The organism is Neobacillus niacini (assembly GCF_046591715.1).
In the GTDB taxonomy this organism is placed as follows: Bacteria; Bacillota; Bacilli; order Bacillales; family Cytobacillaceae; genus Neobacillus; species Neobacillus niacini_L.
In genome coordinates, this window is record NZ_JAWVNQ010000011.1 from 1 (window position 1) to 18,134 (window position 18,134).

Genomic DNA, 18,134 nt, shown 5'->3' on the forward strand with positions numbered 1-18,134 from the left:
AAATGAAACACAACCTGATAAAGGTTGTGTTTTTTTGTGTTGTTCTGAAGAAAAAATGGTAACGTTTCTCAACAAAAAAAGAAAACACTTTAATTTATTAAAGGAAAAAGAAGGATTAAAAGTGTTGAGTATAGAAAACAAAAGTTAACAAGCCCAGTTGACTACAAGGAGGACTATGATTCAATGAAACTAATAACAATTAGAAAAGAAGACAAAGATGCATTAGGTGTTAAAATCGAAAAGGGCATCATAGATCTAGAAGAGGCATTAAAAGAAAATCCTAATGATCACGTACATACAAATATTATGGAAGTAATCGCTGGCGGGATTGAAGCGATTTTTGTACTACAGAACTATATTGCAAATTTGCCATTAGAGAACAACCCAAATTATATAAAAGCTGAAGAAGAGATTGAGTGGGGACCATGTGTCACAGAGCCAAATAAAATTATTTGTGTAGGATTAAATTATCGGAAACATGCAGATGAAACAAAGTCTCCCTATCCGGTGGTACCAATATTATTTAGCAAATATAACAATACGTTAACGGGACATAAATGTGAGATTGCTGTGCCAAAAGTGACACAAAGGCTGGATTACGAAGTTGAATTAGGGGTAGTCATTGGCAAAGAAGCGAAGTATGTAAGTAAAAAAAATGCATTAGATTATGTATTTGGGTATTGTACCGCTAATGATTTATCAGCACGTGATCTTCAGAAAAAGACACATCAATGGTTACTAGGAAAAACATGTGATGATTTTAACCCTATAGGTCCATATCTTGTAACAGCAGATGAAATTTCCAACCCTAACAATTTACAATTAAAAACGTATGTGAACGGTGAAAAACGGCAAGATTCCAATACCTCGGATATGATTTTTTATGTAGATGACATCATCAGCTATATTTCGCAGCATATGACGCTTACACCTGGTGATATCATTCTTACTGGAACTCCAGAGGGTGTTATCATTGGTTATCCACGGGAAAAAAGAGTTTATTTAAAGCCAGGTGACGTGGTAACTGTTGAAGTTGAGAATTTAGGTGTGCTAACCAATACCTTTATTGAAGAATAGTATATGGAGAAAGGGCCTAGCAGTATATTCTGCTTGGCCCTTTCAAAATTTAGCGCCCTGTATACAAACTAAAGACTTCATCCCAGCTCCATTTTTCATAATACGAACTCCCCAAACTAATATCCTTAATCCAAAGTGTTTCTTTCATATGATAAGTTGGAGAAACCATTACATCCGCATTTTTTCTATCGCTTCTAATCCAAAATAGGTTATTCCTGACGACTTGTGGTCTAAAGTCGCCATCCTTTCCTGAAAGAACAGTGAGCGGGGTTTGTTTGTTACCTGAAAGGCTTATCCTATAGAGACTTGGCAATACTCTCTGTTCCAAGTCCTCTGATCCATTTTCTTTTGAACGAGAAACAATGAGTGTTCGATTATTTTGCCAGGCAAAATCACGGTCTACAAACCCCCTTGGTGTATACAAGACAGTTTTCATGGATGGGAGATTTAAAACCTGCATTCTTTTATTAATTGTTGCTTCTCGGCCAACACCACTTATATATCCAATAAGACTATTATATGGAGCCCATTGGAACCAGGAAGATTCATTTAGCATTTCATCTGTCATTCGAAATGTTTTTCCATTTGCAGATAAAACACATAGAGTATTCCCATCAGCCGACAATGAGGCGGTAGGAATTAATAAAAAGCTTATCCACTTCTTATCATTAGACCATTTAAATTCACTTGTTGAGGCTAAGATTTCATTTTTAGCTATCTTAATTGTATAGAAATGGTTAATATTAGGCTTTTCATTTTTTCTTAAGATAACTTTTGATAAAATAATATCTGAATTAAGATTTGTATTTTTCTTTCTGGAAAGAAGTAAACCCCGGCCAGTGGGCAGCCAAGAAAAATTTTCTACACTTTTGGTTATAGGGGTGAATAAGCCTAATTGGCTGGTATCTAATATAAATAAATTCTTTACATCCTGAAAACCAATTTTATTTTCACTCGGTGACCATTGAAAATTATTGCTTACATTTTCTTTAACCATAAACTGTCTTTTGCTCTTAATGTTATAGAGCCAGAGGTCCATTCTATCTCCTTCCTTGGCTCCTTTCAAATAAGCAACCCAGTTTCCATCGAATGACCATTTGGGATAGCGTATATAACCTTTATCAGTAATTTCTATTTCCTTATCCCTTATTTTTAACCATAAATCATCGTTTCTCACAAAAGCTGCTTTTAGGTTTTCCTTAGGTTGTGCTGATGCACCAACTGGGAAGGTGAATAGTCCTATTAAAATCAGTAGAAGTATCTTTTTCATTAGTAAGTCACCTGCCTAATATCTTTAAATCTTATAATTCCCAATATAAGGAGAAAAATATGTTTAAAATTTTTATTGTTGAGGATGACAAACAACTTGTAACGCTGCTAGATGAACATTTACATAAGTTTGGCTTCGATACCCAGCCCGTTAATCAGTTTGATACGGTTTTGGAGCAATTTGAAAGATACTCCCCGCACCTAGTCTTACTTGATGTTAATTTACCTAAATTTGACGGTTATTATTGGTGCAGGCAGATCCGTAAGGTGTCCACCTGTCCGATTATTTTTATTTCTGCAAGAGAAGGAAAGATGGATCAGGTGATGGCTCTTGAAAATGGTGGTGATGATTATATTACAAAGCCATTTGATTACGATATAGCGGTTGCCAAAATTAATAGCCAGCTGCGTCGTGCATACGGGGAGTTTGCTAGTTCCGAAAGTGGTCGATTGATCGAGGTCGAGGGATTAAGATTAGATATCGAAAGATTAACGTTAAGCTATCAAAGTCAAAAAATTGAAATCAGCCATACAGAGGGCAAGATCTTGGAAGAGCTAATGAGGAGGTCTGAGAGAGTCGTAAGCCGTGATCGTCTGTTAGAAAAAATATGGGATGATCAAGTTTTTGTTGATGACAATACATTAAACGTTTACATTACACGCGTAAGAAAAAAGCTTTTGGAGTTAAAGATTGAGGATGCTTTGCTAACGATACGTGGACAAGGATATCGTTTTTCACCTAATTGGGGGCTGCACTCTTGAAACTTTTCTTAAAGGAACATATTCCTCTAATCATTATCTATATAACTCAATTAGTTCTTATCTTATTTGTATTTTGGCTGGATGGATACCGGGATTTTTCGATTGGTCTTTATGCAGCTATTCTCAGCGGCTGTCTTTTCATTGGTTATATGATATATCGGTATCTAACACATCGAACCTTCTATAAGCTCCTAGAAGAGCCGGACACTTCTATGGATGAAATTTTTGAGCCTGGTTCTAGGGCGCCATTAGCAGAAAGTCTAAAACTATTATTGAAAAGCCAATACCGTCAATATCAAAACGGGCTGCATCATTATCAGAATAAATTGAAGAATCATATTCAGTTCATTAATCAATGGGTACATCAAATGAAAACTCCCTTATCTGTTATTCATTTGATGATACAGGATGAAGATGAACCACGCTTCACGGCAATAGGGGATGAACTTGACCGTATGAAAAAAGGGCTGGATATGGTGTTATATACAGCCCGATTAGATGAATTTGAACATGACTTCTATGTGGAAATGCTCCAGCTAGAAAAGGTGGTACGCTCGGTTACATCCAGTCAAAAACGTTTATTTATCCGAAACCGTGTTTTTCCTTCCGTAGATGTGGACCCGAGTTTGATAATTGCCTCCGATGAAAAATGGCTGAGTTTTGCGATTACACAGATTGTGACAAATGGAGTTCGGTATACAACAGGAGACAATCAGAAAATTTTCTTTAGAGGCTTTAAAAAGAATTCGAACGTTGTATTAGAAATTGAAGATGAGGGAGTCGGTATTCCTAAGAGTGACCTCCCTCGTGTCTTTGACCCCTATTTTACAGGTGAAAATGGCCGTAATTTTCAAGAGTCAACTGGAATGGGGCTCTTTTTAGTAAAACAGATATGCGATAACCTAGGTCATAAAGTAGAGGTCGAGTCCACAGTAACCAAAGGGACCACGATCCGGATTATTTTTTAAAGAAAAGCTACCTTACAATCTTGTAAGCTAACTGTAAGTTAAGGAAATGGTTAGATCAGTCCTTTACAAGCTAGAATAAAGACATGAAATAAAGAACGGAGAGTGAAGGTCTTGTCAATCTTAACTGTAAAACAATTAGCAAAGATATATGAGGGTAAAATGGCACATAAAGCCCTGGATAATATTAATTTTTCCATCGAAAAAGGTGAATTTGTCGGTATTATGGGTCCATCAGGGAGTGGAAAAACGACCCTGTTAAATTTAATTTCCACCATCGATCAGCCGAGTTCTGGTGAGGTATTAATCAACGGGAAAAATCCACATCAATTAAATCGAAAGGAAACAGCTCTTTTTCGCAGACATGAACTTGGGTTTGTCTTCCAACATTTTAATTTACTAGATACTCTGACGGTGGAGGAAAATATTGTCCTTCCACTCACGCTGGACGGTGTGAAGGTGAGTGAGATGGATAAAAGGCTGAGTGAGGTCGCTAAAAAACTCGGAATTGATTCGATTTTAAAGAAACGCACATATGAAATTTCCGGTGGACAGATGCAAAGAACGGCAATTGCTCGGGCGATTATCCATCAGCCGTCCCTTATCTTAGCAGATGAACCGACTGGTAACCTAGATTCCAAATCGGCAAAGGATGTCATGGAAACCATTTCGACGATTAACAAAGAAGATGGAGCTACGGCTCTAATGGTGACTCATGATGCTGTTGCGGCAAGCTACTGTGACCGTGTTATCTTCATAAAAGATGGACAATTGTATAACGAGATATACCGGGGAGAGAACCGCCAGGCATTTTTCCAAAAAATCATTGATATGCTGGCACTGTTAGGAGGTAACAGTCATGACCTTTCGACAGTTCGCCTTTAAAAATGTGATCCGCAATAAGCGAACCTATGCAGCCTATTTTCTAAGCAGCGCATTTTCTGTAATGATTTTCTTTGTTTATGCACTGTTTATCTTTAATCCTGATATTGATAAAGGTGTAACAGCTAAAATTGCGATTCAATTAATGACGGCAGCGGAAGTGATTATGTATGTTTTCTCATTTTTGTTTGTCCTTTATTCTGTCAGCACCTTTTTGAAATCAAGAAAGCGGGAATTTGGGGTATTACTGATGCATGGGATGACAAGAAGCCAATTGAACACTATGGTCTTCCTAGAAAACATGCTGATTGGTATTAGTGCCATTATGACAGGGATAGGTGCAGGAATCATCACAGGCAAATTGTTTTTGATGATTGGCTCGAGAATCATTGGAATTGAGTCACTCCCATTTTATTTACCAGGTAAAGCGCTGGGGTGGACGATTGGAGCCTTTTTAATTTTATTCTTATGTATTTCTGTTCTAACTACAACGATGGTTCGAGTGAATAAATTAATCGATTTATTTAAGGCAGGGGAAAAGCCAAAGAAGGAGCCAAAGGTTTCTAAGATTTTATCTTTTATTTCTGCGGTGCTATTACTTACAGGGTATTACCTGGCTGCAACAACCACCATGGAAACGATGTTATATCGAATTCTGCCTGTAATTGGGATGATCATTGTCGGAACCTATTTCTTTTATACCCAGCTTTCAGTGTACCTTACAAAACTTCTTCAAAAGAACCGCTTGCTGTTTTGGAAAAGAACAAATATTATTACCTTTTCTAGTCTAGCTTATCGTTTAAAAGATAATGCCCGGATGTTCTTTATGGTCACCATTGTCTCTACAGTCGCATTTTGTGCGGTGGGAACATTAGCATCGATGAAAGTGCTGAATAAGCAGTTTGAAACGAATTACCCAGCATCAATAAGTTATCTAGCAAAAGGTGATGAACCCATCCACGAGAAAAATATACAAGACATCAAACAGGATTTAATAGAGAAAAGCATAGATTACTCTACACTATCAATCCCTATTAAATATGTTGAAATAAAGGATTCATCAGATAAATATGCACATGAAAAGATGCCGGTCATTGCCTTTTCTGATTATAAAAAGTCGTCAGAAATGGCGGGTTATTCTTTTACCGAAAAGGAACCAACTGGGTCGGAGGCATTAGCAATCCGTACTTCTTCAATGGAGACCTTAGATTCCTATACCTATACGTTAAAGCAGGATAACATCAAGCTTAGACAAAATAAAGCGACAGAACACGTTGTTTTTCCTTATCAAATCTTATTTAGTGAAGGCCTTGTTGTTAGTGATAGTATGTATCAAAGTCTCCGAGAGGTAAGCCTGGATACATTTACAGGCTTTTACACGAAAGAGCAAGAAAAAACAACAGGAATCGCTTCTCATTTAACAAAAGATATAGAAGGAGTTGAGTTTGCTCCTAACGACAGTGAAGAGGTTGATCCAAAAGAATACGCGCTGACGGTTAGCGGTACCTTGTATCATAAACAAATGAGCATGTACCGGATGACACTGTTCGTGGCATTGCTTATCGGTGCTGTCTTTTTTATTGCCGCCGGCAGTTTCTTATATTTCAGGTTGTATGCAGACTTAGAATATGACCGCCGTTTATATTTAACAATAAAGAAAGTGGGATTAACAGACGGAGAGCTTAACAAGATTGTTACGCAGCAGCTTGTATTGCTTTTCTTTGTTCCGATCATCGTAGCGGTCATTCATAGTGTCTTTGCCTTTATGGCTTTGCAAAGTCTTTTCGAGATGTCAATCGCAAAAGAAATGATGGTCGTCCTTGCAGGCTTTTGTATTGCACAAATCATCTATTTCTTCTTCATTCGCCAAACCTATTTAAGGAACTTGAAAAAAACGTTGATTTAAAGACTAGGCTGGATATTCAGCCTAGTTTTTTCATTGTATTATATTTAAGTTTGCTTAAATGTTTATAAAGACTTATAATGAAGGTGTAAAGAGGTGGAAGTGAATGGAAAAAGATTTAGAAATCATATGCAGTAAAATTTTAGATTATTCAAATGCCTTAAGTTCACTATTTTTAGAGGATTATAAAAAGTTAGTAACAGAAGAATTTGCAGAGCTATCAACAAAACAGCAAGTGATTCTGGAGCTGCTAAGAGTAAACAATCGGACCGTTAATGAAGTAGCACACTTTTTATCGATTACAGCCAGCGCAGCAAGCCAGCTTATTTCAAAACTTGAAAAGCAGGAATATGTAAAAAGAGAGATAAATCCTGATAACCGACGTGAAATTATAGTACAGCTTGGTGAAAAAGGTCATTACTATAATCAAATGGTAGATAAGAATCAGCAGTTTATCATTGAAAAGTATTATGCAAAGTTGCCAAAGGAAGACCTGGAAAAACTGTTAGACATCCATGAAAAGCTCTACCATATCGCAGTAGAAGCTCATAAGAAGTAATTTTTTTTGGAATATAGTTAAGTTATTTGAAATATTAACTATTATTAACTAATGGAGGATATATTGATGAGAGAATGTCTAGTTCCACTGTCAGATGGCAGGAAGTTAGCTGTGATTGAATATGGAGACAAACAGGGGCATCCAGTTATGTTTTTTCATGGTACTCCGGGTTCACGGCTACTATTTCTTGAAGATGATGAAATCTCAAAAGCATTAGGAATAAGGTTGATATCAATGGACCGGCCAGGGTTTGGACTTTCTGACCCGAAACCAAATCGAACGCTGCTTGATTGGGCAGAAGATGTAAACGAAGCGGCAGACTATTTGAAAATTGACAAGTTCTCAATCATTGGTGTTTCTGGCGGCGGGGCGTTTGCTGCTGCCTGTGCCTATAAGCTTGCACCAAGACTCTATTCAGCAGCATTAGTAGCCAGCACGACCCCATTTGAAAACGGTAAGTCTCCTAAAGGAACGATGATGGCCAATAAAATAGCTTTTTTTCTTGCTAGAAAAGCACCTTGGCTTGTAAGAGCAAGCTATCGATCTACGAAAAAGATGCTAACAGAGCAGCCAGAAAAGTTTATGGAGCAAACCAAAAAGGGAAACAAGCATTTACATGAGTGGGATCGTCAGTTTTTACAAACAGATGAACAGTTAAAAGGCCTGATGATGCATATGGGTGAAGCCTTTCGTGTATCAGTGGATGAGTGCGTTAAGGAACCTGTACTATTATCAAAGCCTTGGGATTTTTCCTTTAAAGATATTACTGTCACAATAGATATATGGCATGGTGAAGAGGATAGGATGGCGCCAGTAGAGGAAATGAAAAAAGCCGCTTCTCTAATTCCGAATTGCCACACTCACTTTATTTCGGGAGCAGGTCATTTTTTAAGTGATGATGAACAAATTTGGAAGGACATACTAACCGCTATCCTTGAACGGACAAAAGGGATTTCTGCAAATTCACTCTCCTTAGTAAGATAATCCTAGCGTGAGACCTGTCAAATGGCAGGTCTTTTTATTATTTAATGAAAAATTATATAAAAAGGGTTACACTAACTAATACAACATTTAATATGGCATGGATTCGAAAAGGGAGGGAATAAATTGTTAGAAAATAGTTTTATGATGGTTGCAATCATTCTGATAATTAATATTGTGTATGTTTCCTTTTTTACGATAAGAATGATTTTAACTTTAAAAGGTCAGAGATATTTGGCAGCCTTCTTAAGTATGATAGAGGTTGTAATTTATGTTTTAGGACTTGGACTTGTTCTTAATAATCTTAATGAAATTCAAAACCTTATTGCTTACGCCGTGGGATATGGGATCGGTGTTATTGTAGGAATGAAAATTGAAGAAAAGCTTGCTTTGGGCTATATCACTGTAAATGTAATTACAAAGGAATATGATAAAAACCTTCCTAAAGTATTAAGAGAGAAGGGTTTTGGGGTGACCGATTGGGCCGCACATGGGCTGGAAGGTGATAGAATGGCGCTTCAAATATTAACTCCAAGAAAGTTTGAGCTTAAATTATATGAGACGATAAAAAATTTGGATCCAAAGGCATTCATCATCTCTTATGAACCAAAGGCAATACACGGCGGATTTTGGGTGAAATCTGTGAAAAGAGGGAAGTTATTTTCATGAGTAAAAGGAAAATGCAATTTGAGGTACAAGAAAATGAAAGTATCGAAGCTTGTTTGGAACGGATGAAAAAACAGGGGTATGTTCCTGTTCGCCGTACGGAGAAACCAATCTTTCAGGAGGTAGTTAATGGAAAGGAAACTACCTACAAACCTGTTGGAAGGCAGATTGTATTTGATGCTGTTAGTGCGGAGTAAAAGCGAACGTTAGAAAATGAAAAAATAAAATCGTTCGTTTTTATTGACCATTTGCCTCTTAAATTGTAATATAAAGGTGTCAAAAAAATTATATAACGTAACACCCTCGTATAATAATGGGAATATGGCCCATAAGTATCTACCCAATTACCTTAAATGATTGGACTATGAGGGGAAGTGGAAATACCGGAAAGGTAACTTGTTTCCAGGTATTTACTGTGCCGATATCAGCCCGGACAGACTGCTTTCTCTCATTTCTTGAAATTGGGAAAGTATCTGTTTAGGGCTTTTTATATTGGAAGAGTAAGAAAAAGCGTAAGCACCAAGGCAAAGGGGAGAGAACATGAATCCGATCGTAGCAGTAATAATGGGAAGTAAATCAGACTGGGAAACGATGAAGCACACCTGTGAAATCCTTGACACATTAGAGATTCCTTATGAGAAAAAGGTGGTTTCAGCACACCGCACTCCTGATTTAATGTTTGAATTTGCCGAGAATGCTAGAGTAAGAGGCATTAAGGTAATCATTGCAGGTGCAGGAGGTGCCGCTCATCTGCCAGGTATGGTTGCTGCAAAAACGACATTGCCCGTAATCGGAGTTCCTGTTCAATCGAAGGCATTAAATGGAATGGACTCACTATTGTCTATCGTCCAGATGCCGGCAGGCGTACCGGTGGCGACTGTGGCAATCGGAAAAGCAGGGGCAACCAATGCAGGATTATTGGCAGCCCAAATTGTATCGATAAATGATGCAAAAGTGCAAGAAAGACTTGAACAAGTCCGCTTACAGTCAAAAGTGACGGTAATAGAAAGTAGTGATGAACTTGTCTAATACAACAATCTTACCAGGACAAACCATTGGAATTATTGGCGGCGGCCAGCTCGGAAGGATGATGGCTCTTTCCGCTAGAGAAATGGGTTACCGAATCGCAGTCCTTGACCCAGTAGAGGATTCACCGTGCGGGCAGGTAGCAGACTTGAAGGTAATTGGGAACTATGATGACTTAGAAGCGATCAGGAAACTTGCTGAAGTCAGCGATGTCATTACCTACGAATTCGAGAATATTGATGCTGCAGCACTTGAGTGGCTTTGTAATCAAGCTTATGTACCTCAGGGGAAGCGGCTGCTTGAAATCACGCAGGATCGTGTGAAAGAAAAAGCGGCAATTGCGGACGCAGGTGTCCAAGTGGCACCATATGCAGTAATTAATTCGCTCAATGACCTTTATGAACATTGCGAACAACTTGGGTATCCAGTGGTATTGAAAACAGCACGTGGCGGCTATGACGGCAAAGGGCAGGTTGTCCTTAAAAGCAGCCAAGATATCGAAGAGGCTAAAGTCCTTCTTCAAAACGGACAATGTATTTTGGAGAAATGGATTTCTTTTACAAAAGAAATTTCCGTCATTATCACAAGAAATTCAAATGGTGAAACAGCCGTATTCCCGGTTGGAGAAAACATTCATCAAGATAATATTCTCCATCAAACCATTGTTCCGGCACGGGTTAGTAGAGAAGCGGAGGAGAAAGCTGTTCAATCTGCGATTCAGCTTGCAAATGCATTTGAGCTAGTTGGTACACTGGCGGTTGAAATGTTTTTAACAGCGGGGGATAAGATATACATAAATGAACTCGCTCCTAGACCGCATAATTCTGGGCATTATACGATTGAGGCATGTGAAACGTCACAATTCGAACAGCATATGAGGGCGGTATGTAACCTTCCCCTAGGTAAAACAGAGCTATTAAAGCCAGCGGTGATGGTTAATATATTAGGAGAGCATGTTCAAAACGTGTTAGATAAATTAACAAAGGTTCCAGATTGGAAAGTTCATTTTTATGGTAAGAAAGAGGCAAAGTTTAAAAGAAAAATGGGGCATGTAACCATACTTTGCGATTCTGTTGAGACAGCCATGAAAGAAGTTTGTGAAAGTTCGATTTGGGAAGAAAAAAGTTTGGAGGCCAAAAGATGATTGATCGTTATACAAGACCTGAAATGGGTGCAATTTGGACAGAGGAAAACCGTTTTAAAGCTTGGCTGGAGGTTGAAATCCTTGCGTGTGAAGCATGGGCTGAGTTAGGTGAAATTCCGAAAGAGGACGTAAAGAAGCTTCGTGAAAATGCATCCTTCGATATTGAACGGATTAAAGAAATAGAAGAAGAAACAAGACATGATGTAGTGGCCTTTACCCGCGCCGTATCAGAGACGTTAGGGGAAGAGCGTAAATGGGTGCATTACGGTTTAACGTCAACGGATGTAGTAGATACTGCCCTTTCTTACCTTTTAAAACAGGCTAATGAAATTATCAAGAAGGACCTTGAAAACTTTATTGATATCCTAAAGAACAAAGCAAAACAACATAAATTTACGGTTATGATGGGGCGTACACACGGTGTCCATGCTGAACCGACAACATTCGGTTTAAAGCTTGCTCTTTGGTATGAAGAAATGAAACGTAATTTGGAACGTTTTAATCAGGCAGCTGCTGGTGTTGAGTTCGGGAAAATTTCTGGTGCAGTTGGAACATACGCAAATATCAACCCGTTTGTTGAACAATATGTGTGTGAGAAACTGGGAACCCAGCCGGCACCAATCTCCACTCAAACATTACAGCGCGACCGTCACGCACACTATATGTCCACCCTTGCATTGATTGCGACTTCGATAGAAAAGTTCGCGGTTGAAGTCCGCGGATTGCAAAAGAGTGAAACGCGGGAAGTAGAAGAGTTTTTTGCAAAAGGGCAAAAAGGGTCCTCTGCAATGCCGCATAAACGTAACCCAATCGGGTCTGAAAATATGACTGGTTTAGCCCGTGTAATTCGCGGATATATGATGACAGCTTATGAAAATGTTCCACTATGGCATGAGCGCGATATTTCTCACTCTTCTGCAGAGCGCATTATATTACCAGATGCAACGATTGCTTTGAATTACATGTTAAACCGCTTTGGAAACATCATTAAAAACCTAACGGTGTATCCGGAAAATATGAAACGCAACATGGACCGGACGCTAGGTTTGATTTATTCTCAGCGAGTCCTTTTAGCATTGATCGACAAAGGGTTATCACGTGAAGAGGCATATGATACAGTTCAGCCTAAAACAGCGGAATCTTGGGAAAATCAAGTTCCTTTCCGCAGCTTGGTAGAAGGTGAACCGAAGATTACCAGCTTGCTTTCAGCTGAAGAAATTGCAGACTGTTTCGATTACAACTACCACCTGCAGCATGTTGATACTATTTTTGAACGTTTAGGATTGAACGACTAAAAAAGATTGGACCCAGATATATTTAGGTGATTAATGGGGCGATGAGAGCCTGAGAACATGCAAGAAAGAGTGGATCGGTCACTCATGAGGGCGATGAGAGCCCGAGAACAGGCAAAAAAGAGTGGATCGGTCACTCATGAAAGCGATGAGAGCCCGAGAACCATAGAAAAAATAGAAAGTGGTCGCTCATGAAGGCGATGAGTGACCAAAACCTAATCAAAAAAGAAAAAGGGGTCACTCATTGAAGCAATGAGACCCCAAAATGACCCAAAGAAAGAGTAAATGGTCACTCATTACTTAAGGGCGGCGACCTCTTTCATTTTCAAGATTCCCAATATTGCGAATTAGGAGGCATCCTTTATGAAAGAACTACTATATGAAGGAAAAGCGAAGCGAATTTTTAGAACACATGATGAACAGATTGTTTTAATTGAATATAAGGATTCGGCCACAGCTTTCAACGGCCAAAAGAAAGCGGATATTACTGGCAAGGGCCGTTTGAATAACGAAATTACTAGTTTGCTATTTTTAAAGCTTAAGGAACAGGGAATTGAGTCGCATTTCATTGAAAGAATTTCTGAAACTGAGCAGCTGGTTAAAAGGGTAGAAATCATACCGCTTGAGGTTGTTGTTCGCAATATCGCTGCTGGAAGCCTTTCAAAGCGATTAGGAATCGAAGAAGGTAAAGAATTAACAAAACCGCTCGTAGAGTTTTATTTGAAAAATGATGACCTCGGAGACCCATTACTAACTACAGATCATATTCACGAATTGAACCTGGCAACAAACGAAGAACTAACCATTCTTAAAGAAAATGCACTAAAAATCAATACAGTTTTATCAAGCTTTTTTAACGAATTGGGAATTAATCTTATAGACTTCAAACTTGAGTTTGGTAAAGATGCAAATGGCATCATTCTGTTAGCAGATGAGATTTCACCAGACACTTGCAGACTTTGGGACAAAAAGACAAATGAAAAGCTCGATAAGGATGTATTCCGTCGTGACCTTGGCAGTTTAACAGAAGCATATGAAACCATTTTGGCTAGATTAGGGGGAAAACAGCATGTTTAAGGTAAAGGTTTATGTAACGTTAAGAGAAAGTGTATTAGATCCACAAGGTAAGGCAGTTACTCATTCACTTCACTCATTAAATTATCCAGAGGTATCCGACGTTCGAATCGGTAAATATATGGAGCTTACTATTGAAAAGTCAGACCGTGACCTTGATGAAGTAATCAATGAAATTTGCAGCAAGCTATTAGCCAATACAGTCATTGAAGACTACCGTTATGAAGTAGAGGAGTGTGTTCCTCAGTGAAGTTTGCAGTCATCGTTTTTCCGGGGTCTAACTGTGACGTCGATATGTACCATGCGATAAAGGATGAACTTGGTGAGCAGGTTGAATATGTTTGGCATGATACAGAGAGCTTAGATGAGTTTGATGGAATCTTACTTCCTGGCGGTTTTTCATACGGCGATTACTTACGTTCAGGAGCGATTGCCCGTTTTAGTAAGGTTATGCAAGCAGTCGTAAAAGCTGCAGAAGCAGGGAAACCGATTCTTGGTGTCTGCAATGGATTTCAAATTTTACTAGAGGCAGGATTACTGCCAGGAGCCATGAGACGTAATGAAAGCCTCTCATTTATCTGTAAACCTGTTGAATTAAAGGTAGTGAACAATCAGACTATGTTTTCTCAAGCCTACAGTGAAGGTGAGACCATCACAGTCCCTGTAGCTCATGGTGAAGGAAACTACTATTGTGACGAAGCAACGCTGTCAAAGCTAAAAGAAAATAACCAAATCGTTTTTACTTACCAAGATAACCCAAACGGAAGTTTAGAAGATATCGCAGGAATTATCAATGAAAAAGGGAATGTCCTCGGTATGATGCCCCACCCTGAAAGAGCCGTAGATGAGTTATTAGGCGGCGCAGATGGACTGAAATTATTTCAATCGATTGTAAGAAGCTGGAGGGAAGCAAATGTTGTTAAAGCATGAACCAAGACCAGATCAAGTAAAGACAGAGAAACTTTATCAGCAAATGGGCTTATCCGATGAAGAATTTACGCTTGTTGAAAATATTCTAGGCCGGACGCCGAATTACACCGAAACAGGCCTTTTCTCGGTAATGTGGTCAGAGCATTGCAGCTATAAAAACTCTAAACCAGTGCTAAGAAAATTCCCAACGACAGGTGAGCGTGTTCTGCAAGGTCCTGGGGAGGGAGCAGGAATTGTCGATATCGGTGATAATCAAGCAGTTGTGTTTAAGATTGAAAGCCATAACCACCCATCAGCCATCGAGCCATACCAAGGGGCGGCAACAGGTGTCGGCGGGATTATCCGTGATATATTTTCAATGGGTGCACGTCCAATTGCTCTATTAAATTCACTGCGTTTCGGTGAACTTGATGAGTCTGCAAGAGTTCGTTACCTTTTCAAAGAAGTCGTTGCCGGAATTGCTGGCTACGGAAACTGTATCGGAATCCCGACAGTTGGCGGTGAGATTCAGTTTGAACCATGTTATGAAGGAAATCCATTAGTAAATGCCATGTGTGTTGGTCTAATTGATCATAAAGATATTAAAAAAGGTCTTGCACAAGGTGTTGGCAATACAGTGATGTATGTTGGAGCGAAAACAGGCCGTGACGGAATTCACGGTGCGACCTTTGCTTCTGAAGAATTAACAGAACAGTCCGATGAAAATCGCCCAGCGGTCCAAGTGGGTGACCCATTCATGGAAAAGCTTCTACTAGAGGCCTGCCTTGAGTTGATTCAATCAGACGCCCTTGTCGGCATTCAGGATATGGGTGCTGCGGGATTAACAAGTTCTTCAGCAGAAATGGCAAGTAAGGCTGGAATGGGTATTGAAATGAATTTAGACCTTGTGCCACAGCGTGAAACAGGTATGACTGCATATGAAATGATGCTTTCGGAATCACAAGAGCGTATGCTGATTGTTGTTACAAAGGGAAGAGAGCAGGAAATCAAAGATCTATTCACAAAGTATGATCTTGAAGCCGTTGCGATTGGGACTGTAACAGATGATAAAAAGCTGCGTCTTGTGCACCATGGCGAAATCGTGGCAGATGTTCCAGTAGATGCTTTAGCTGAGGATGCACCTGTTTATCATAAGCCATCTAAAGAACCAAGTTACTATCAAGAATTCCAAAGTTTAAAAGTGGAAGTACCGCAGGTTGAAGATTTGAAAGAAACATTGAAACAAATCCTTAGCCAGCCTACAATCGCAAGCAAGGAATGGGTTTATAATCAGTACGATTATATGGTGCGTACGAATACAGTCGTGGCACCTGGATCTGACGCTTCTGTTGTCAGAATCCGCGGAACCCGTAAGGCATTAGCGATGACGACTGATTGTAACTCACGCTATGTCTATTTAGATCCTGAAGTCGGCGGTGCAATTGCAGTTGCAGAGGCAGCACGAAATATTGTCTGCTCTGGTGCGGAGCCGTTAGCCATTACTGACAATCTCAATTTTGGAAATCCAGAAAAGCCAGAAGTGTTCTGGCAGATTGAAAAATCAGCAGATGGAATCAGCGAGGCTTGCCGAGTTCTTGACACTCCTGTTATTGGCGGTAATGTCTCTTTATATAACGAAACAAGTGGAACAGCGATTTACCCAACACCAGTCATTGGAATGGTTGGCTTAGTTACAGATATTGATCATATTACGACTCAAAACTTTAAAAATAGCGGCAACCTTATTTACTTAGTTGGAGAAACAAAGCCTGAGTTTGGAGGCAGTGAGTTACAGAAACTGCAAAACGGACGGATTTTCGGTAAAGCTCCGGAACTTAATATTCAACTAGAAAAAGAAAGACAGAATCAAGTGTTATCTGCTATTCGTGCAGGAGTGGTTCAATCGGCACATGACCTTTCTGAAGGTGGTCTAGGTGCAGCGGTTGCTGAGAGTCTTTTTGGCCAAGAACAGCTTGGAGCAACAATCAATATCGAGGGTAACCCGGTAACAGCACTGTTTAGCGAAACTCAATCCCGTTTCCTATTAACTGTGAAAAAAGAACATCAAGCAGAGTTTGAAAGTTTAGTAGCCGCCAAACTTATTGGCGAAGTAAATGATACAGCTGTATTAAAGGTAAATGCAGAAAATAACACGATTTTAGAAGCTTCAGTGAATGAATTGAAGGATGCCTGGAAAGGAGCTATCCCATGCTTGCTGAAATCAAGGGATTAAATGAAGAGTGCGGAGTCTTTGGTGTCTGGGGGCACCCAGATTCTGCACAGTTAACCTATTATGGACTTCATAGTCTGCAGCACCGCGGTCAAGAGGGTACTGGTATTGTGGTATCCGACGGAGATAAGCTTAGAGTTGTGAAAGGTGAAGGACTAGTTTCAGAGATTTTCACAGCCGACGTGATGGAAAAATTAAAGGGAACCTCTGCCATTGGGCATGTTCGTTACGCAACGGCAGGAGGCGGTGGATATGAAAATGTCCAGCCCCTCTTGTTCCATTCTCAAACTGGAAGTCTTGCCCTCGCTCATAATGGGAACCTAGTCAATGCCAATTACTTAAAGCACCAGCTTGAAACACAAGGCAGTATTTTTCAAACAAGCTCTGACACAGAAGTTTTAGCCCATTTAATTAGAAGAAGTGGATTTTCTGATATTAAAGATCAGGTAAAAAATGCACTTTCCATGTTAAAAGGAGCTTATGCCTATTTAATCCTAACAGAGAATGAACTAATGGTTGCGCTAGATCCCAATGGGTTAAGACCTTTGTCGTTGGCATGTTTAGGAGATGCTTATGTGGTCGCTTCCGAAACTTGTGCTTTTGATGTCATTGGAGCCGAATATATTCGAGATATTAGACCAGGGGAATTAGTAGTTATTAACAAAGATGGTATCTCCTCTGAACAGTTCGCCTTCAATTCGACAAAGTCTATCTGTACGATGGAATATGTTTATTTTTCAAGACCGGATAGTAATATCCAAGGTATAAATGTACACACAGCCCGTAAGAACATGGGGAAAAGATTGGCGGCAGAAGCACCAATTGAAGCGGACGTAGTTACTGGTGTTCCAGATTCTAGTATTTCTGCAGCGATTGGCTATGCAGAAGCTTCGGGTATTCCCTATGAAATGGGATTAATTAAAAATAAATACGTTGGCAGGACCTTTATTCAGCCAACACAATCGTTGCGGGAACAGGGAGTAAAGATGAAATTATCTGCTGTTCGTGGTGTGGTTGAAGGAAAACGTGTCGTGATGGTCGATGACTCAATCGTTCGCGGGACAACGAGCAGAAGAATTGTAAATCTGTTAAAAGAGGCAGGAGCAACAGAGGTACACGTTGTCATCAGTTCTCCTCCAATAAAAAATCCTTGTTTTTACGGGATTGATACATCGTCGAAGGAAGAACTAATAGCCTCAGATAAATCAGTTGAAGAGATTAGAGAACTGATTGGCGCAGATTCACTAACATTCCTAAGTAAAGAGGGAATGGTAGGAGCGATTGTCAATACAGAGGGAACAGAAGGTTTTTGCCTCGGCTGCTTTACAGGTAATTATCCAACAGAAATTTATCCAGACACACTCCAATATTATTATCAAAAATAGGAGGGACCAT

General features: G+C 39.5%; 18 protein-coding genes and 1 riboswitch. Of the genes, 17 read left to right on the forward strand and 1 reads right to left on the reverse strand.

Annotated elements, in window-relative coordinates; translation table 11 throughout:
* Window positions 1-183: 183 nt before the first annotated feature.
* The gene (locus SFC47_RS20375) at window positions 184-1,077 is read left to right on the forward strand and encodes a fumarylacetoacetate hydrolase family protein (protein ID WP_411256291.1); all 894 of its coding nucleotides are present in this window, start codon (window positions 184-186) and stop codon (window positions 1,075-1,077) included.
* A 49-nt stretch (window positions 1,078-1,126) separates the two neighbouring features.
* Here SFC47_RS20375 and SFC47_RS20380 read toward each other — a convergent pair whose 3' ends face one another.
* Window positions 1,127-2,347, reverse strand: a complete 1,221-nt coding sequence (locus SFC47_RS20380; protein ID WP_411256293.1) for a TolB family protein — start codon at window positions 2,345-2,347, stop codon at window positions 1,127-1,129.
* A gap of 59 nt (window positions 2,348-2,406) precedes the next feature.
* Between SFC47_RS20380 and SFC47_RS20385 the strand changes: the two genes are divergently transcribed.
* From SFC47_RS20385 to purF, 16 genes are all read left to right on the forward strand, one after another.
* Window positions 2,407-3,108 (forward strand): winged helix-turn-helix domain-containing protein, encoded by a 702-nt coding sequence (locus SFC47_RS20385; protein WP_411256295.1) that lies wholly within the window; start codon window positions 2,407-2,409, stop codon window positions 3,106-3,108.
* Window positions 3,105-4,076 (forward strand): HAMP domain-containing histidine kinase, encoded by a 972-nt coding sequence (locus SFC47_RS20390; RefSeq protein WP_411256296.1) that lies wholly within the window; start codon window positions 3,105-3,107, stop codon window positions 4,074-4,076. The genes SFC47_RS20385 and SFC47_RS20390 overlap by 4 nt, the downstream gene beginning before the upstream one ends.
* Window positions 4,077-4,187: 111 nt before the next feature.
* Window positions 4,188-4,958, forward strand: coding sequence for an ABC transporter ATP-binding protein (locus SFC47_RS20395; RefSeq protein WP_411256298.1), 771 nt, complete (start codon window positions 4,188-4,190; stop codon window positions 4,956-4,958).
* A complete protein-coding gene (locus SFC47_RS20400; protein ID WP_411256300.1) occupies window positions 4,933-6,861 on the forward strand; it encodes an FtsX-like permease family protein in 1,929 nt (642 codons plus the stop codon). The genes SFC47_RS20395 and SFC47_RS20400 overlap by 26 nt, the downstream gene beginning before the upstream one ends.
* Before the next feature lie 103 nt (window positions 6,862-6,964).
* Window positions 6,965-7,417, forward strand: coding sequence for a MarR family winged helix-turn-helix transcriptional regulator (locus SFC47_RS20405; protein WP_411256302.1), 453 nt, complete (start codon window positions 6,965-6,967; stop codon window positions 7,415-7,417).
* Window positions 7,418-7,483: 66 nt separating this feature from the next.
* Window positions 7,484-8,401 carry an alpha/beta fold hydrolase gene (locus SFC47_RS20410; protein ID WP_411256304.1) on the forward strand — a complete coding sequence of 306 codons (918 nt, stop codon included), beginning with the start codon at window positions 7,484-7,486 and terminating at the stop codon, window positions 8,399-8,401.
* 123 nt (window positions 8,402-8,524) lie between these two features.
* On the forward strand, window positions 8,525-9,067 hold the full coding sequence (locus tag SFC47_RS20415) for a DUF2179 domain-containing protein (protein WP_411256306.1): 543 nt from the start codon (window positions 8,525-8,527) through the stop codon (window positions 9,065-9,067).
* A gap of 11 nt (window positions 9,068-9,078) precedes the next feature.
* Window positions 9,079-9,261, forward strand: a complete 183-nt coding sequence (locus SFC47_RS20420; RefSeq protein ID WP_411256308.1) for an NETI motif-containing protein — start codon at window positions 9,079-9,081, stop codon at window positions 9,259-9,261.
* Between the two features lie 86 nt (window positions 9,262-9,347).
* Window positions 9,348-9,449: riboswitch (purine riboswitch) on the forward strand.
* 155 nt (window positions 9,450-9,604) lie between these two features.
* Complete coding sequence (purE, locus tag SFC47_RS20425) at window positions 9,605-10,093, forward strand: 5-(carboxyamino)imidazole ribonucleotide mutase (protein ID WP_411256310.1); 489 nt, start codon at window positions 9,605-9,607, stop codon at window positions 10,091-10,093.
* Complete coding sequence (purK, locus tag SFC47_RS20430; protein WP_411256444.1) at window positions 10,080-11,234, forward strand: 5-(carboxyamino)imidazole ribonucleotide synthase; 1,155 nt, start codon at window positions 10,080-10,082, stop codon at window positions 11,232-11,234. The genes purE and purK overlap by 14 nt, the downstream gene beginning before the upstream one ends.
* Window positions 11,231-12,529: an adenylosuccinate lyase gene (purB, locus tag SFC47_RS20435; RefSeq protein WP_411256312.1), complete on the forward strand. Its 1,299-nt coding sequence runs from the start codon at window positions 11,231-11,233 to the stop codon at window positions 12,527-12,529. The genes purK and purB overlap by 4 nt, the downstream gene beginning before the upstream one ends.
* 360 nt (window positions 12,530-12,889) lie before the next feature.
* Window positions 12,890-13,603, forward strand: a complete 714-nt coding sequence (gene purC, locus SFC47_RS20440) for a phosphoribosylaminoimidazolesuccinocarboxamide synthase (RefSeq protein ID WP_411256314.1) — start codon at window positions 12,890-12,892, stop codon at window positions 13,601-13,603.
* The gene (gene purS / locus SFC47_RS20445) at window positions 13,596-13,850 is read left to right on the forward strand and encodes a phosphoribosylformylglycinamidine synthase subunit PurS (protein WP_411256316.1); all 255 of its coding nucleotides are present in this window, start codon (window positions 13,596-13,598) and stop codon (window positions 13,848-13,850) included. The genes purC and purS overlap by 8 nt, the downstream gene beginning before the upstream one ends.
* Window positions 13,847-14,530 carry a phosphoribosylformylglycinamidine synthase subunit PurQ gene (gene purQ, locus SFC47_RS20450; protein ID WP_411256318.1) on the forward strand — a complete coding sequence of 228 codons (684 nt, stop codon included), beginning with the start codon at window positions 13,847-13,849 and terminating at the stop codon, window positions 14,528-14,530. Before purS ends, purQ begins: the two co-directional genes overlap by 4 nt.
* A complete protein-coding gene (gene purL / locus SFC47_RS20455) occupies window positions 14,514-16,742 on the forward strand; it encodes a phosphoribosylformylglycinamidine synthase subunit PurL (RefSeq protein ID WP_411256320.1) in 2,229 nt (742 codons plus the stop codon). Before purQ ends, purL begins: the two co-directional genes overlap by 17 nt.
* Complete coding sequence (gene purF, locus SFC47_RS20460; RefSeq protein WP_411256322.1) at window positions 16,718-18,124, forward strand: amidophosphoribosyltransferase; 1,407 nt, start codon at window positions 16,718-16,720, stop codon at window positions 18,122-18,124. The genes purL and purF overlap by 25 nt, the downstream gene beginning before the upstream one ends.
* Window positions 18,125-18,134: the final 10 nt, after the last annotated feature.

What these genes read in the sequence shown, in the direction of transcription:
- purL (WP_411256320.1), top strand. Translation starts at nt 14,514, where the DNA reads ATGTTGTTAAAGCATGAACCAAGACCAGATCAAGTAAAGACAGAGAAA.
- SFC47_RS20420 (WP_411256308.1), top strand. Translation starts at nt 9,079, where the DNA reads ATGCAATTTGAGGTACAAGAAAATGAAAGTATCGAAGCTTGTTTGGAA.
- purB (WP_411256312.1), top strand. Translation starts at nt 11,231, where the DNA reads ATGATTGATCGTTATACAAGACCTGAAATGGGTGCAATTTGGACAGAG.
- purS (WP_411256316.1), top strand. Translation starts at nt 13,596, where the DNA reads ATGTTTAAGGTAAAGGTTTATGTAACGTTAAGAGAAAGTGTATTAGAT.
- SFC47_RS20405 (WP_411256302.1), top strand. Translation starts at nt 6,965, where the DNA reads ATGGAAAAAGATTTAGAAATCATATGCAGTAAAATTTTAGATTATTCA.
- purK (WP_411256444.1), top strand. Translation starts at nt 10,080, where the DNA reads ATGAACTTGTCTAATACAACAATCTTACCAGGACAAACCATTGGAATT.
- SFC47_RS20375 (WP_411256291.1), top strand. Translation starts at nt 184, where the DNA reads ATGAAACTAATAACAATTAGAAAAGAAGACAAAGATGCATTAGGTGTT.
- SFC47_RS20380 (WP_411256293.1), bottom strand. Translation starts at nt 2,347, where the DNA reads ATGAAAAAGATACTTCTACTGATTTTAATAGGACTATTCACCTTCCCA.
- purF (WP_411256322.1), top strand. Translation starts at nt 16,718, where the DNA reads ATGCTTGCTGAAATCAAGGGATTAAATGAAGAGTGCGGAGTCTTTGGT.
- purC (WP_411256314.1), top strand. Translation starts at nt 12,890, where the DNA reads ATGAAAGAACTACTATATGAAGGAAAAGCGAAGCGAATTTTTAGAACA.
- SFC47_RS20410 (WP_411256304.1), top strand. Translation starts at nt 7,484, where the DNA reads ATGAGAGAATGTCTAGTTCCACTGTCAGATGGCAGGAAGTTAGCTGTG.
- SFC47_RS20400 (WP_411256300.1), top strand. Translation starts at nt 4,933, where the DNA reads ATGACCTTTCGACAGTTCGCCTTTAAAAATGTGATCCGCAATAAGCGA.
- SFC47_RS20385 (WP_411256295.1), top strand. Translation starts at nt 2,407, where the DNA reads ATGTTTAAAATTTTTATTGTTGAGGATGACAAACAACTTGTAACGCTG.
- purE (WP_411256310.1), top strand. Translation starts at nt 9,605, where the DNA reads ATGAATCCGATCGTAGCAGTAATAATGGGAAGTAAATCAGACTGGGAA.